We start from the raw sequence: 13712 nt of genomic DNA, 5'->3' as shown, positions 1-13712 counted from the left end.
GATTTTTTACTGCGCGCCATATTTATCATTTCCTTTGATGATCATGATCAGAGGATCATTTTTGACCATTTATTGTAGAAGAAAGTCCCTCGGAGCACTCACTGAAGTTCTTGAGATTTCTGTAGTGCTCCGAGAAAAACCAAAGATTAATTAACTCACTGGCAACGATATATAAGTGATCATCGTCATCGGTGAGATACAGTCACAGGCTGACGATTTTAAGCCGGTGTTTGAGTGGTCACTTCAAGATTTCCGTCGACAAATCTCGCGACAACGACATCTTCCGGGACGGATGGCACTGCAAAGAAGGTCCCTTTCTCTGTATGAAAGATAATCCGCTCGCGCGACCAGATGGAACCATCCGGATCCGAACCACTGTTCTCACCTATCGCTACAGCGCCCGTATCGTGATCTCCAATTTTCGCATTCCTTGTATTTTCATCATATAGATTATCGTATGTCTCCTTTGAGGATTCTTGCCAGCTTACCTTTGTGCGGCCTTCGGCGGCAGACGCGGGATTGGAATGACTGTTGTTTTGAACAGGTGCCGATCCGCCGTTTCCACCTCCTCCGGAGCGCGCACCAACTCCCACATTCGGATGAGAAGAAGGGTAACCGCCGACCGGGTAGCCTGGGCCGACTGAAATTCCGGGAAGATGTACCGTCGGATCTTGTTCCATAGCTGCGTGATAAACAGTTTCGCCGCCAGAATTTCCGGCAGGCGAATTTCTATTTGTATTGCTGGCCTCGGGATTGCCATTATTAACATTGTTGTTTTCTGTATATTGCGAGCTTTTTGTCTTGCTGGATGCAAATAAAATCGCATCGCCTTGGCTGGCGTGTATTCTCAGTCCAGATCTCGTATCTATTGACTGATCATTTTTGCCGATTTCTGAATTCTTTAAGCTAGCGCTGTCTGTTACCATGCCAGCACGGCTTACAGGTAGAACAGCGGAAATAGATGAAGTAATTCCAGTGGTACTAATTAGGTAACTCCTTGTAGACATGCCCAATGAATGCTTGACTGTAATTTTATCACGCTCCAGGCGGATAAAGTCCGGCTTTGACCGAAGCTCGCCATATCGCGTGTCGAGCAAAAACAGCCGTCGACATCGCAATTAGGTGATTGTTTGTTCCGGGCGCCCAGGGATAACAGCAGAGTTGTTCATGTCAAGCGCACACAAATCGCCGTAATTGAGCGACAAAAATTACACTGCTGTATAAATAAATGACATTTTACTTGCGTAAATTCATTTCATCATAACAGAAACATCATTGTGATAATATGATTTATTTTTTTGCAAAACAACTTAGACTGTATACAGCATGATCACTACATATTTCAGAAAGTTAGATCGGAGTATTACACCGCGGCACCGCCGCGCAAGATTCTGATATCAGATGCTAGCGTTGGCGAGCGATAATTACTGACTGCATCTCTTCACATCCCTCTTTGCCAATTGCAGGTTTGAACTCAGAAATTATTATGTCGAGCGTCGTAATCGTTTCGGACTGAATTTTTGTGTAGACAGCGCTTTCTATAGCAATAGAGTCTCGATCTATGGCCTTGATCAGGCATAGGCTAAAAATGCCGTAACAACCCGAAAATCATTTTCGTATAAAATATACGTAAATTCGAGTGGGCAGAAATTCAGCCTAAAGAGATCTACCAGCTGCCTTTGATAAATCGCTGAAGCCGGCGGCGCAGAGTGGACTGGCATCATCGCTCCAAACGACAATTCGTCCATCCGTATCAGGCGTATAGCGAGCACCAGACAAGCCGATCACCGTTCCAGTGCCGGCGGGCGCCACCAGCTCAATCGTCGCCCGTCCACTGGCCACGCTCGGCATAGACCACCCATAATGCGGCGCTTCCGGCGCCGACCCGACCTCGATTTGCCGCCGATAGAACGCGATCAACCCCTCGCCCGGCGCCACACCCGCCAGTTCCTTGAACGCGTCGGCGGCCGCGTCCACCTGGTCGTCGTGGCTGCCGGCCGGGAAAAGGCCGACTTCCTCAAGAAATAACTCATTCCAAGATGCACGCAGCAGCATCACGTTGCCGACCTCGACCTGGCTGGAGAGCGGCTTGGCACGCACCTCCTTCGAGCCGGTCGGCGCCACCGCGCTGACGATGAAGCCCGCGAGCGCCGTGACGTAGTCCTCGGCCTGCGCGATGCCGGCTTGCCCCGCATCCTTCGGGATCCGGATGCCGACCGCGGCCCCGTCCTGGCTGGCGGTGTTGATCAGCCGCTGGCGGACCTTGCCTGGCGTTTCGCGCACGCGGACCACGTCGGCGATGTAGAACCGCTTGTCCGCGCCGCGGCCCATCCTCACGCCGACGGTCCAGTCCGGATCGGCGCCGGGCCGCTTCCTCGTGCCGGCGAAGTCCCAGGCGCGCACCCACTTCTCGATCGGCGGCAGCGCGTCGACGATCCCGAAGCCCGCCCGGTCGAAGAGTCCGCCCTCGCGCGGGGCCGGCCGCTGCTGGAACTGACCGGCCACCGCGTAGGCGCCGAGAGGGACCTTGTCGCGCTCGACCACCGCTCGCGGGAAGCGCTCGGGGAACAGCAGCTCGCCGTCCAGCGTGCGCGGATCGGCGAAAATCGGCGTCCGACAGGCGCGGTCCGGCTCGAACTCCATCGGCAGCATCAGGTGGACGTAGCCCAGCCCGAGCCGCAGGATCTCGCCCGAGACGTCGCGCTCGTGGAGGCGCTGCATGATCACCACGATCGCCGAGCGCGCCGGGTCGTTGAGGCGCGTCGTCACCGATTCGCGGAAAATGCGCAGCGTCCGCTCGCGCTCCGTCTCGCTCTCGGCGGTCTCGGTCGAGTGGGGATCGTCGATGATGACCCGGTCACCGCGACCCGCGGTCAGCGAGGCGAATGGCATGCCCTCGCGCGAGCCGGTCGCCGTGTTGGCGAAAGAGATCTCACCTGAGCGGGACAGCGCGACGTGGGGCCAGAGCGCTCGGTACCATGCGCTCGACACGAGATCGCGCATGCGCCGCGCGTCGCGTTTGACGAAGTCCTCCTTGTACGAGGTCGTGAGGTAGCGCAGGCCCGCGAGGCAGCACGGCCCCCATTCCCAGGCCGGCCAGAACACTGAGACGAAGAGCGACTTCATCGTGCCCGGCGGGACGTTGATCAGCAGCCGGTTCTCCAGGCCGAGGGCGAGGAAGCGCCCGTGGGTGATGGCCTCAAGATGCGCGCAGAGCGCCTCGATGTGCCAGCCGTGGACGTAGGGCTGGTTGGGCTCCAGGACGTGCCAGGCCTCTTCGACGAAGCTCGCGAGCGACGCACAGCGGGTCCTGATCCGCTCCCGCTCGGCCTTCGCGCTACGCCGCGCCTGCTCCGCCCCGATGGCCGTCAGCATCTGCGCCGGCGGCGGCAAGCGGACCGAAGAATGCGGCGAGCGCGGCCAGTTGCTCATCAGTCGCCTTGGACAAGTCGACGTGCTGAATCGGACCGCCGTTTGCCCTCGCGATCTCGTGTGACTGCGCCGGCTCCTTCCAGCGCATGCGGGTCTTGGCCCAGTAGATTGCGGCTGTGACGGCCTGCGGGCCGTCACCGATCGCTTTTTTGAACAGGCTCTCGGCGACTTTCGCGTTGGCTTTCGTGATCCCCTGGTCGAGCTCGTCGCGGTAATGCTTTAGCGGCGTGGGCTTGCTGATACCGACGACGCGGGCGATCTCGTGCTCCGGAATTCCGTAGCCAGACAGGGCTTCGACCTCACGTCGGCTCTTGTCCGTTGGCGTATGGGGTGGCCGACCGCCAGGGGCCGCCGGTTCGTCGGTCATTTCGTGGCGCTCACACGTGCCTTGACTCGTGCGAAGGACTCACCCGTCTCGGCGAGGGATGCTTCCTGACCGGTGAAGGCTTGCCAACGAACCACGGTGACATCGACATAGGCGGGGTTCAATTCGATGGCGTGGCAGGCACGACCGGTCATTTCAGCCGCTATGATCGTTGTACCGGAGCCGCAAAAGGGCTCATAAACACCCTGCCCTGGTGAGGAGTTGTTCTCGATCGGGCGCCTCATGCACTCGACGGGCTTTTGCGTGCTGTGCCCGGTCTCGGATTTGCTGTGGCTGATTTCCCAGAGCGTGGACTGCTTCCGGTCGCCGGACCAATGGCCCTTTTTCCCCTTACGAACTGCATACCAGCACGGCTCGTGATGCCAATGGTAGTCGCCGCGCCCGATCGCGAAGCGCCCTTTCGCCCAGATGATGCTGGAGCGTAATTCAAAATCGCTGGCGGTCAGGCTGTCTGCGACCAGTGGCGAAAACAAGCTGGCGTGCCAGACATACGCTACGTCGCCGGGGAATAGCGCCCAAGCTGCGCGCCAATCTGCTCGATCGTCATTCAGTACCCGGCCGATCGCACGAGCGGCGACTCTCGTGCCGTTGGTCCGCTTCACCTGATTCCGCCAATTGGGCTCATACTCGACACCATATGGTGGGTCGGTCACCATTAGGTGCGGGGCAATACCGGCGAGTACGCCTTTGACGTCTTTCGCGTTGGTGCTGTCGCCGCACAGGATGCGATGACGGCCAAGGCTCCAACAGTCGCCTTGTCGCGTCACCGGTTCGACGGGCGCCTCGGGTACGTCGTCGGGATCGGTCAGCCCTGACGTGCGCTCGGCCATGAGGTCTGCGAGGGACTCGATCGAGAACCCGGTCAGCGCGATGTCGAAATCCAGTTCCTGGAGGGCGCTAAATTCGACCCGCAGCAGATCTGGATTCCAGCCAGCGTTCGCCGCAAGTTGATTGTCGGCGATTACGTATGCCCGGCGTTGAGCCTCGCTCCACCCTCGCGCGACCATGACTGGCACCTCCGCGATCCCGAGCTTGAGCGCCGCAAGCACCCGACCGTGACCGGAGATGATCCTGCTCTCCTCGTCGACCAGCACCGGCGTCGTCCACCCCCACTCCATGATCGAGGCTGCGATCTGACCGGTCTGCTCGTCGGAATGCGTTCTGGCGTTGCGAGCATAGGGCACAAGTGCCGAGACCGGCCGGCGCTCAACTCGGTCAGCGGGCCAGCTTTTCATACGGGCAATAAACTCCCTCGATGCGGCAGCCCGCAGCCAAGCGCAGCGTTGCGGTTTGGCGTCAGGAAGAAGCGCAAAATCAGGGCTGGGCATGTCGCGCGTGGGCAGATCGTCCCGACGCTGACACGTGATCCGGTAGTTCCGGCAGGCGCACCCTCCAACGAGCGCAGCTCACGTTCCGGCCGTCCACGATCGAGATAGACTCCGATCCAGTCGTCGAAGTCAAGCGGCCAACGGATCTCCAAGTTGGTCGGGTGCGAATTCGACCGGTGTCGCTCGACCGAAGATGCTGACGTCCGCGCGTACGATACCATTGCTCAGAATGTCATGGTCCTCGGCGAAGAACGACATGAACGGACCGTTCAAGATCCTGCGCAGTTCGCCGACCTGAAACAACGCGGCCTCCTGCCTGCGCTTCGCCCGCTCCGTCTCGTCGACGCCCGCGATCCGATCGGCCAGGGCCTGCAGGACGGAGCCCGGGATCTCCAGCGGTGCGCGCTGGCCGAGCACGTCGATGACGTGCCGGCTGTCGAACAGCGGCTCCGTCCAACGTGAGGCGTGACGCAGCCGATCGAGCCCGACGAACAGGTACGAGGCGAAGAAAATCGCCTGGGTGTCGACCTTGCGTCCGCGCCGGACCACGGTGACGCGGTACCGCGGCAGCCACCAGTCCATCGCCAGACCCTCGAACTCCTCGGCCGCCATGGCCTCGTGGAGCGGCAGGGTGTGGACGACGAACCACGTGAGACTCTGGTCGAGCACCACGTGTTCGGCTCGGATCCGGGATCCGTTCGTTCCGCGCTTCCTGCCCATGTCACGCCCCTCGATCGCACGAAACAACATCGGCCGCGGCGTGCAGGCCGGCCCTGCGCGTCGCCATCACGCGGCCTCGCCGATCAACAGCCGCGGCGGGATCCGGCATCCGGGCTGGCCCGGCGGCGGGCCGAACACGCCCTCCATCCAGGTGCCGGGATCGCGCTGGAACCGGTCGAGCACCGCGCGCAGGAACGCCTCGGGATGGCGCCYGCTGATGCCGAGATCGACCAGTTCGGCCGGATCGGGGGGCTCGGCCGGGGTCGCCGCGAGGCCCTGGGCGGATCGAGCCTGGCGCTGGGCAGCGACGCGCTCGGCGACGACGTTGGCCAGCATCGACCACGTGCGGATCGGCGTCCTGCGACCCGCGGCGAGGTCGAGCAGCACCGGGACGATCTCGGTCTCGAGGGCAATCCCATCCGCGACCAGGCGCGCCATCGGCCCGACGACGGGATCCTGGACCCAGTCCCGGGGCAGTGCCGCGCGGCAGCGGGCCTCGATACGGTCGAAGCTCTCCCGGCTGTTCCACGGCGGCGCGGCGGCGTCCGCCTCCGGCAGTAATGCCCGCTCTGCGACGGAAATCGGTTCGGATCGGGGCGGGGTCCCGCGCGCGGGCGCGTGCGGGGGTGAGCCGCCGCCGCCGCCGGAAGAATCCTCCGTTTCTATCCCTTCCTTTTCCCTTCCTTTTCCTACGCCGAACGCTCTTGGATCATTCGGCGAATGGGGCGCCGGCGGTTCGGGCGTGAGCGGCTTCTGCGGCTTGTCGATGCGCTGGTGATGCTAGCCGGTGACGGCCAGAAACTTTTTCCCTCAAGGACATAGATCCGTATCAGGCCGTTCGCCGACAATTCTTGCAGCATTCCGAGAACGTCCGACGACGTGACGTCGTCCGATGGCAGGATCTGCGCCTTGATCCGCTTCGGCGACAGCGCCATTCGGCCGGCGTCGTCGCAGAAGTTCCACAGCCCGATGAACAGCAGCCGCGCCAGCGGCGCGCATTCCATGACCTGCTCGGAGGTCCAGAACTCAGGTTTGATCGTGCGGATGCGAGCCATCAGAGGGACCCTCTCGTCGTCTGGGCGATGGCCGAATGGGCCATGTCGCGTCACAGGTGCAGGGTCGGGGTCGGACCCGCGCGGTTCTTGCCGAGGATCAGTTCAAGGCTGTTCTGCTTGTCGATCAGGCGCTGACCTGTCTCGGGATCATTGGTCGCCTTGAACTTGCGATCGAGGTAGACGGCCTCGCGGTAGAGCAGCAGGTCCGCGTCGGCGTCCTGCTCCAGCTCGCCCGAGTCGCGCAGGTCCTCCTTGCCCGGGCGGCGGTCGACGCGGCCCTCCTTGTCGACCTCGCGGTTGAGCTGCGCGAGCAGCACCACGCAGACATCCTCGGCCTTGGCGAGCTGCTTGAGGGCGGCGGAGATCTCCCCAATCTCCAGTACGCGCTGACCCTGGTAGCGATCCGAGGCCTTGATGAACTTCAGATAGTCGATGAACACGACGCCGAGGCGGATCTCCGTCCTGGCGAGACGGCGCTTCTCGGCCTTCACCCCGAAGGCGATCTGCGCCACCGAGATCGGCGACCGGTAGTCGACGTGCAGGTGCAGCTGGGCGAGCCACTTTTGCGCCTGCTCGACCCGCTCGAAGGCCTCTTCGTCGAGGTCCCGTCCTGCCATGATCCGACCGAAGGGCAGCGGATGGCCCGGCCGGTAGGCGAGATCCGCGAGGTAGCGAGCCCATTGCTGCTCGGGGGTCACCTCGGCCTGGAAGACCAGCACGCCGGCGTGGCGGGCGGCTTGTCGAGACAGCGTAGTCATGGCGACCGTCTTCCCCGTCCCGGGGCGCCCGGCCAGGATCCACAGCTCCCCGCGCTGAAATCCCCCGTTCGTGGCGCGGTCCAGTTCGACGAGGCCGGAGGGAATCGCGGTCGAGGGGATCGTGCCGTCGCGCAGGCCGCGCACGCGCTCCAGCATCCAGGCACCGCCATCTGCCGCCGAGCGGCCGGCGAGATGACTGGCCGGACCCGGCGAGCCGATGCCAATCAGCCGGCGCCGGACGGCAAGGTCGTGGATCGTGCGGCCGTAGGCGCCCGCGTTGATGACCGTAGTGGCGTCGGCGGCCAGCCGCGCAAGATACTGCATCACGCAGCCGGTCATCGCCCGGCACGGATTCTCGCTCTCGTTCGACACCGAGGCATCGCCGATCCAGGGGCATCTGCGGGTGAAGTGCACCTGCGCCCATGAAGCCGGCCACGAGTGCGCCTACCATCTCGACCTGCCACCCGACACGGCCGGCGCACAGGGGAAGGCGAACAAGACGCCGATCCAGGGCATCGGGTCGACGATCACCTATGCTCGCCGCTACCTCGTCCTGCAGGTCTTCAACATCGCACTGACCAACGACCCGGACGACACCGACGGGGCGTCGGAGCGGGCCGTGACCGAGGACGTGATTTCGGACGAACAGGGCGAGACCCTGCGCAACCTCCTCACCGAGCACGGCATCGCCCCGGCGAAGTTCCTGCGCGTCTTCAACGTCGAGAGCGTGCCGGACCTGCCGGCCGCGCTCTACGGCGAAGCCCTGGCCGCCATCGACCGCGCTGTCGCCCGGCGCGCCCGGCCGGAGGGCCGGTGACATGGCCGAGATGATCCAGGGCAGCGCCGAATGGCTGGACGCCTGCTGCGGCAAGGTCACGGCCTCCCGCGTCGCCGACGTGCTGGCACTGCGCAAGGACGGCAAGCCGCGGGCCGAGCGCGAGGCCTACCTGATGGAACTCGTCGGCGAGCGGCTGACGGGCCTCGCGATACAGCATTACCTGACCGCCGCGATGCTCGAGGGTTCGGAGCGGGAGCCGCAGGCCTGCGACGCCTACGAGTTCCTGTACGGCGTCGACAGCGCGAAGGTCGGGTTCGTGGACCATCCGACGATCGCCATGGCCGGGGCCAGCCCGGACCGGATGGTGGGAGCGGACGGTCTCGTCGAGTTCAAGTGCCCGACGCTGCGGACCCATCTGGAAACGCTGCTCGCCGGGGAGATCCCGGAGGCTCACCGGCCGCAGATGCGCTGGCAGATGGCCTGTACGGGCCGGGCGTGGTGCGACTTCGCCTCCTGGCACCCCAGCGTGCCACCGGCGCTGCGGCTGTGGGTCAAGCGGATGCACCGGGACGAAGCGCAGATCGCGAGGGACGAAGCCGCCGTGAACGCCTTCCTCGGCGAGGTCGAGGCCCGCGTCTCCTGGCTATCGGTGTCGCGGAGGCGGCATGATGACGGGCCGCCTTTCCCAGGCGACTAAGATGCCCCGCACCTTCCGTGCGCCGGAGCGCGTCCACATCGGCGAGGCGGCTGCCATTCTCGGCGTCTCGATTCGAACGGTGCAGCGCCTCGCCACGCGGCGCGAGTTGCCGTCCGCCGCGAAAGTTGGTCGCCTGTGGACGTTCAACGAAGCGGCGATCCGCGCCTGGCTTGTTGAACAGGAGAGCAAGCCACCATGCCCACAGATCGAAAGAAGGCCCCGGAGAGCTGCTACTGGCGAGGTAGCACCCTCTGGGCGCGCTTCACGGTTGCCGGCAAAGAGTACCGGTTCAGCCTCAAGACAGGTGATCCAGTCGTTGCGCGCAGCCGCCAGGCCGCGGAGCACGCACACATAGCGGCCGCCGCCTCGTTCGGCGACGACCGTAAGCGTTGGGAAGACGCGTTGAAGGAGTGGGGCTCCTACATCGTTCACCATATCGGCGAACGCACCTTCAAGCGATACCTCGGCTCGCTCGACATCCTGGATCCCCACCTCACGGGGCTGTTCGTCGACGAGATCGACGACGACACCGTGGCCGCGATCATCAAGGCACGGCGCGCCCAGAAGGTGACCACCGCCACCATCCGCCGGGACCTCACCGCGCTGTCGAGCGTGCTGGCGTTCGCGGTGGACGAGAAGTGGCGGCGTGGGAATCCGGCGCTGGAGGCGCAGCAGAGCCGGCGCATGAAGGAGCGGCGCAACCCGATCGTGCTGCCGGAGGATCGGGACATCGCGATCGCGGTCGACCGCGCGCCAGGGAATTTCAAGTTCCTGATCCGGGCGGCGCTGCTCACCGGCTGCCGTCAGGATGAACTCGTCACCCTGGAGCGCCGGCACGTCGACCTCGCGCGCGGGGCGATCTCCGTTCTGGGCAAGGGCAACAAGCGGCGCGTGGTCTCGCTGTCCGAAGCGGCCGTGGCCCTATTCCGGGACATCCCGGTCAGCATGGTGACGCGGCGGGTGTTCTGGCACTCGGACGGCCAGCCGTTCCGCAACGTCGCGACCCGCTTCAGCCTCTACGGCCGGCAGCTTGCCGAGGAGGCGGCGACGAAGGGCACCGAGTTCCGGCGCTTCCGCTTCCACGACCTTCGGCATCGGTTCGCGGTCGATTACCTACGGACCGGGCGCGGCGGCATCTACGAGCTGCAGCACGAACTCGGCCACACCAGCCTGAAAGTGACCGAGGGCTATCTGGCCTTCCGCACGGCCGAGGAAGCCCAGGCCGCCAAGGACGCGGCCGCACAAAAGTCGGCACAGGTGTATCGGTTTACGCCCGCCGAGAACGCTTAAAGGGTTGAGCTAAATACGGAATGTGCCGGGGAGCGCGAGGCAGGTATTCGGTTTACAAAACCGCTGCACTACCGCTGTGCTACACCGGCTCGCGACACGCTTGCTATCAGCCGCCGTGCCGCCGCTCAACCCGAAGAGCGCGACGATCTGTTGAGGCCAGCCTCAATAGCCTGAGCGGCGGATCAGGCTCTTGAGGCGCTGGTCGGCGGTATCGAGGCGGTCGGCGATCCCGCGACGGACGCACTTGCCGACGGAATCGCCGGCATAGAATCCGACTGTCTGCTCCTGGTTGCGGCAGGCCTGGACCGGCGGCCACGTCACCACTCCGGCCACGACCAGAAGCACGACGAGACCGTCGACGACGAGCCAGCCCTTCCAGCCGAGCCGGAGGCCCCGTCCGCGGTGAAGTGTCCGGGTCCGGCGCGCGGGTCGATTGGCAAAGTCCGAGCCGACCCGCGTCATGCGGGCGCGGAACTGAGCCTCCTCGAGGGCATCGGGCGGGCGGCCGGACGTGGCGGGGAGGAGCGGGCGGCTGGACATGGTGGGCTCGCAGGGGTCGGTTCGGAGCGGATCGTGTCGGGACGACGGCCCGAGGGCTCAGTTGGTGAGCCGCTTCAGGAGCGCGAAGTTGTCCTGCATCGAGAGGAGGCTGCCGAGCATCTCGGTGCGGGCGCAGGCTCCCGCGCCGACGAGGCCGAGCCAGCCCGCCGCAGGTCGGGCGCTGCAATCGGCGAAGCTGCCGTACAGGAACAGCGCCGCCGGAACCGCGAGGGCGGAGAGCTTGATCACCGAGGCGACGTGTCCGAAGAAACCCTTGCGCGGACGCCGACGCTCGTACCGATCCTCATCCCAGTCCGCATCGTCCGGCTCCCCGGCATAGCGGCCGACTTGATACGGCGCTCCGTCAATGTCCCGGTCCCGGCGATACATGGCGAGGGTGTGCTCGGTCTGATCCAGTCAGACGAACACTGTCACGCTTTCATGAACCTCAACCTAAGGGAAATGTTTAAGGTCGCCTGAACCGGCTGTCGCGGCGCCCTGGCCGGGCCGGTCGCCTCAGGCCGCGAGCGCCCGCCTCACCGTGGCGCGCAGATCCGCCAGGGAGAAGGGTTTGGTCAGGACGTCGGTGACGATCGCGTCGAGCCCGCGCGCCCGCTCGCGCTGATCGGCGAAGCCAGTCATCAGCAGGATGGTCAGGTCCGGGAAATCGCGCTTGGCCGCCAGCGCCAGCGCGATGCCGTCCATGAGCGGCATGCGGATGTCGGTCAGCATCAGATCGAAGCCGCCATCGGCCTCGTTGAGGCGATCGAGCCCGTCGCTGCCGTCATTGGCGGTGACGACCGCGTGACCGTCGATCTCGAGCCCCCGCTTGAGGAAGCCCCGAACGGTCTCTTCGTCATCCACCAGGAGGATGCGCGCCATGTGGTTCCGTAATCGTCCCCGAAAGCTGCGCGCGTCCCGTCGCGGTGAAGCGCACGCGCAAGGCTCGACAGACATAGACGGAATCGACGTCTGTCAAGACGTCGCACCCTGAAATGGCCGCCGTGCCCTGCGCAGAGGCGAAAATGCCGCGCTGCCGCGGAGGCCTCAGGCGTCGAACAGATCCGGGTCCCCGTCCCCGTAATCGACCACGCCGACGAAGGGCAATTGCCGGAAGGCATGCGCGGCGTCCATCCCGTAGCCGACGACGAATACGTCGGGGCAGGTGAAGCCAACGAAATCCGCGTCGATCGTCACGGCCCGCTTGCCGGGCTTCTCCAGCAGGACGGCGGTGAGCACGCGCCGGGCGCCGCGGGCCATGAGCAGGTCCTTGGCGAAGACGACGGTTCGGCCCGACTCCAGGATGTCGTCCACGAGCAGGACATCCCGCCCGCGCACCTCGCTCTGCACGTCGCGCAAGATCTCGACCTGCCCGCTGGAGACGGTCCCGGTGCGGTAGCTCGACAGGTGCACGAACTCGACCTGCGGCGCGAGCCCGACCCGGTGCAGCGACCGGAGGAGGTCGGCGGCGAACATGAAGCTGCCCTTGAGCACCGCGACGACGAGCAGGTTCTCGGGCCGCGCGGCCAGGATCTCCCCGGCGAGTTCATCGTTGCGCTTGGCGATGGCCGCCTCGTCGAAGAGGGTTCGCACGCGCCGTTCAGGGATGCTCATCTCTCGTGTCCCGGAGCCCGTTCGCGCGCGGCGGGGTCCGCCGCCGCGATCGGAGGTGCTCTTAGCGTTCCAGGCGCGCCGGGGAAACTCCGGATCCGAAACGAGGGCGCGGCGCTCCCCTGCACCGCCCCCGGAGCCCAGCTTGCGACGGGCGGGTCAGGCCTCGGCTGGCTGCCGGAACGGACGGAGCAGGCGGGTCAGCCGGCGCCTGCGCGGGGCGCGCGCGGTTTTGGGCCTCTCCTCCGTCGCCTCCGGCCCGGGCGCCATGTCCGTCCCGTCCGGATCCTCCGCCGACTCGGCATGCCGGACCTGCTCCAGGACGTCCGCCACAATGCGGGGTACGGGGCGCTCGTGCGCCTCCAGCAGCCGCGACGCGGTCCAGAGGCGGCTGGCATTGGCCAGAGGCAGCGTGCCCTGCGTCAGGCGCTCCATAAGCATCCGATCGGCCAGCGAGGCCGCCAGTGCGCTCACGATCTCGAGCTGATCCTGCTGTGTCGTGCGATCCATGCGGGTCTTCGAGCGAATGGAGACAGTCAATGGCTGCGGGACGGTTAGTTTGAGTCGAGAAATGTGGCGAATATATAACATTCGTCAAAGCGAATATCGTGGATTGGCCGACGAAGCCTGCTTCGCGCGGCTGGCCGAGCGACGACGCGCCGGCGTGAGATCCGTGACTCGCTGGGGATCCGGCGGTCCGCCGTCCTCGCGGTGTCGGCGCGCTCGGCTGCGCGGGGGCGGCCCGGGCCAAGCGGATCCACACATGCAAAAGGGGCCGGCGATCCGCCAACCCCTTGCGCAGTCGTTCTGAATAGATGGTACCACCGCCCCGGCTCGAACGGGGGACCCCCAGATCCACAAGTTCGAGGGTCCTCGGTTGTCAATATAAAAGCTGATTTAAAACAATGGTTTAGGCTTTGCCTCGGGCGTCTCGACCCGACCGGCGGCGTTTCGGAGGTGATCACAGGCGAATCGCCGATCAAGCACGCCGCGCTGCGGTGCTGCTCAAGCCGGCCGACCACGGGCGAAACTTGCGACGGTCGGAAGTTTGGTTGAGGGGTGGGCGCGTCAGCGCCCACCCGCTCGTGATGGGTCGGCCCAGGCAGCACCTGCGGTCC

15 protein-coding genes, 1 tRNA gene and 2 pseudogenes are annotated in these 13712 nt (G+C 64.7%); 4 read left to right on the top strand and 14 right to left on the bottom strand.

Annotation, left to right across the window (positions count from 1 at the left end; translation table 11 throughout):
- Positions 1-218: 218 nt before the first annotated feature.
- The 8 genes and pseudogenes from AC1DXK_RS27470 to AC1DXK_RS27435 all read right to left on the bottom strand — a co-directional run.
- A complete protein-coding gene (locus AC1DXK_RS27470) occupies positions 219-926 on the bottom strand; it encodes a hypothetical protein (RefSeq protein WP_457105934.1) in 708 nt (235 codons plus the stop codon).
- Positions 927-1656: 730 nt separating this feature from the next.
- Positions 1657-3375: a phage terminase large subunit gene (gene terL, locus AC1DXK_RS27465; RefSeq protein WP_477299495.1), complete on the bottom strand. Its 1719-nt coding sequence runs from the start codon at positions 3373-3375 to the stop codon at positions 1657-1659.
- The gene (locus AC1DXK_RS27460; protein ID WP_457105936.1) at positions 3338-3799 is read right to left on the bottom strand and encodes a hypothetical protein; all 462 of its coding nucleotides are present in this window, start codon (positions 3797-3799) and stop codon (positions 3338-3340) included. Before AC1DXK_RS27460 ends, terL begins: the two co-directional genes overlap by 38 nt.
- Positions 3796-5052, bottom strand: a complete 1257-nt coding sequence (locus AC1DXK_RS27455; protein ID WP_457105949.1) for a site-specific DNA-methyltransferase — start codon at positions 5050-5052, stop codon at positions 3796-3798. The genes AC1DXK_RS27460 and AC1DXK_RS27455 overlap by 4 nt, the downstream gene beginning before the upstream one ends.
- A 222-nt stretch (positions 5053-5274) precedes the next feature.
- Complete coding sequence (gene nusG / locus AC1DXK_RS27450; protein WP_477299494.1) at positions 5275-5865, bottom strand: transcription termination/antitermination protein NusG; 591 nt, start codon at positions 5863-5865, stop codon at positions 5275-5277.
- A gap of 66 nt (positions 5866-5931) precedes the next feature.
- Positions 5932-6303: a hypothetical protein gene (locus AC1DXK_RS27445; RefSeq protein WP_477299493.1), complete on the bottom strand. Its 372-nt coding sequence runs from the start codon at positions 6301-6303 to the stop codon at positions 5932-5934.
- A gap of 251 nt (positions 6304-6554) precedes the next feature.
- The gene (locus tag AC1DXK_RS27440) at positions 6555-6920 is read right to left on the bottom strand and encodes a hypothetical protein (RefSeq protein WP_457105939.1); all 366 of its coding nucleotides are present in this window, start codon (positions 6918-6920) and stop codon (positions 6555-6557) included.
- A gap of 50 nt (positions 6921-6970) precedes the next feature.
- A pseudogene (locus AC1DXK_RS27435) lies at positions 6971-8005 on the bottom strand (replicative DNA helicase); the annotation flags it as partial.
- Here AC1DXK_RS27435 and AC1DXK_RS27430 point away from each other — a divergent pair.
- The 4 genes and pseudogenes from AC1DXK_RS27430 to AC1DXK_RS27415 all read left to right on the top strand — a co-directional run bounded on the left by AC1DXK_RS27430 (position 7959) and on the right by AC1DXK_RS27415 (position 10443).
- A complete protein-coding gene (locus AC1DXK_RS27430) occupies positions 7959-8495 on the top strand; it encodes an ERF family protein (RefSeq protein WP_457105940.1) in 537 nt (178 codons plus the stop codon). The pseudogene AC1DXK_RS27435 and the gene AC1DXK_RS27430 sit on opposite strands and share 47 nt — an antisense overlap.
- 1 nt (position 8496) lies before the next feature.
- A complete protein-coding gene (locus tag AC1DXK_RS27425; protein ID WP_457105941.1) occupies positions 8497-9153 on the top strand; it encodes a lambda exonuclease family protein in 657 nt (218 codons plus the stop codon).
- Positions 9122-9313, top strand: a pseudogene (locus tag AC1DXK_RS27420) (helix-turn-helix domain-containing protein); the annotation flags it as partial. The gene AC1DXK_RS27425 and the pseudogene AC1DXK_RS27420, both read left to right, overlap by 32 nt.
- A gap of 35 nt (positions 9314-9348) precedes the next feature.
- On the top strand, positions 9349-10443 hold the full coding sequence (locus AC1DXK_RS27415) for a tyrosine-type recombinase/integrase (protein ID WP_457105942.1): 1095 nt from the start codon (positions 9349-9351) through the stop codon (positions 10441-10443).
- Between the two features lie 23 nt (positions 10444-10466).
- Here AC1DXK_RS27415 and AC1DXK_RS27410 read toward each other — a convergent pair.
- The 6 genes from AC1DXK_RS27410 to AC1DXK_RS27385 all read right to left on the bottom strand — a co-directional run bounded on the left by AC1DXK_RS27410 (position 10467) and on the right by AC1DXK_RS27385 (position 13104).
- Positions 10467-10532, bottom strand: a tRNA-Thr gene (locus tag AC1DXK_RS27410).
- A 73-nt stretch (positions 10533-10605) separates the two neighbouring features.
- Complete coding sequence (locus tag AC1DXK_RS27405) at positions 10606-10983, bottom strand: hypothetical protein (protein ID WP_457105943.1); 378 nt, start codon at positions 10981-10983, stop codon at positions 10606-10608.
- Positions 10984-11040: 57 nt separating this feature from the next.
- Entirely contained in the window at positions 11041-11373 is a 333-nt protein-coding gene (locus tag AC1DXK_RS27400) for a hypothetical protein (protein ID WP_457105944.1), read from the bottom strand.
- A 126-nt stretch (positions 11374-11499) separates the two neighbouring features.
- Positions 11500-11865, bottom strand: coding sequence for a response regulator (locus AC1DXK_RS27395; protein WP_007567202.1), 366 nt, complete (start codon positions 11863-11865; stop codon positions 11500-11502).
- 165 nt (positions 11866-12030) lie between these two features.
- Positions 12031-12597: a hypoxanthine phosphoribosyltransferase gene (gene hpt / locus AC1DXK_RS27390; RefSeq protein WP_457105945.1), complete on the bottom strand. Its 567-nt coding sequence runs from the start codon at positions 12595-12597 to the stop codon at positions 12031-12033.
- Positions 12598-12753: 156 nt separating this feature from the next.
- A complete protein-coding gene (locus AC1DXK_RS27385) occupies positions 12754-13104 on the bottom strand; it encodes a hypothetical protein (protein ID WP_457105946.1) in 351 nt (116 codons plus the stop codon).
- Positions 13105-13712: the final 608 nt, after the last annotated feature.

It is taken from the genome of Methylobacterium sp. P3_A11 (assembly GCF_056403155.1).
This window is presented reverse-complemented; position numbering and strand designations above follow the sequence as displayed.

What these genes read in the sequence shown, in the direction of transcription:
- nusG (WP_477299494.1), bottom strand. Translation starts at nt 5,865, where the DNA reads ATGGGCAGGAAGCGCGGAACGAACGGATCCCGGATCCGAGCCGAACAC.
- hpt (WP_457105945.1), bottom strand. Translation starts at nt 12,597, where the DNA reads ATGAGCATCCCTGAACGGCGCGTGCGAACCCTCTTCGACGAGGCGGCC.
- AC1DXK_RS27395 (WP_007567202.1), bottom strand. Translation starts at nt 11,865, where the DNA reads ATGGCGCGCATCCTCCTGGTGGATGACGAAGAGACCGTTCGGGGCTTC.
- AC1DXK_RS27405 (WP_457105943.1), bottom strand. Translation starts at nt 10,983, where the DNA reads ATGTCCAGCCGCCCGCTCCTCCCCGCCACGTCCGGCCGCCCGCCCGAT.
- AC1DXK_RS27415 (WP_457105942.1), top strand. Translation starts at nt 9,349, where the DNA reads ATGCCCACAGATCGAAAGAAGGCCCCGGAGAGCTGCTACTGGCGAGGT.
- AC1DXK_RS27400 (WP_457105944.1), bottom strand. Translation starts at nt 11,373, where the DNA reads ATGTATCGCCGGGACCGGGACATTGACGGAGCGCCGTATCAAGTCGGC.
- AC1DXK_RS27460 (WP_457105936.1), bottom strand. Translation starts at nt 3,799, where the DNA reads ATGACCGACGAACCGGCGGCCCCTGGCGGTCGGCCACCCCATACGCCA.
- AC1DXK_RS27470 (WP_457105934.1), bottom strand. Translation starts at nt 926, where the DNA reads ATGGTAACAGACAGCGCTAGCTTAAAGAATTCAGAAATCGGCAAAAAT.
- AC1DXK_RS27385 (WP_457105946.1), bottom strand. Translation starts at nt 13,104, where the DNA reads ATGGATCGCACGACACAGCAGGATCAGCTCGAGATCGTGAGCGCACTG.
- AC1DXK_RS27455 (WP_457105949.1), bottom strand. Translation starts at nt 5,052, where the DNA reads ATGAAAAGCTGGCCCGCTGACCGAGTTGAGCGCCGGCCGGTCTCGGCA.
- AC1DXK_RS27430 (WP_457105940.1), top strand. Translation starts at nt 7,959, where the DNA reads ATGACCGTAGTGGCGTCGGCGGCCAGCCGCGCAAGATACTGCATCACG.
- AC1DXK_RS27425 (WP_457105941.1), top strand. Translation starts at nt 8,497, where the DNA reads ATGGCCGAGATGATCCAGGGCAGCGCCGAATGGCTGGACGCCTGCTGC.
- AC1DXK_RS27440 (WP_457105939.1), bottom strand. Translation starts at nt 6,920, where the DNA reads ATGGCTCGCATCCGCACGATCAAACCTGAGTTCTGGACCTCCGAGCAG.
- terL (WP_477299495.1), bottom strand. Translation starts at nt 3,375, where the DNA reads ATGCTGACGGCCATCGGGGCGGAGCAGGCGCGGCGTAGCGCGAAGGCC.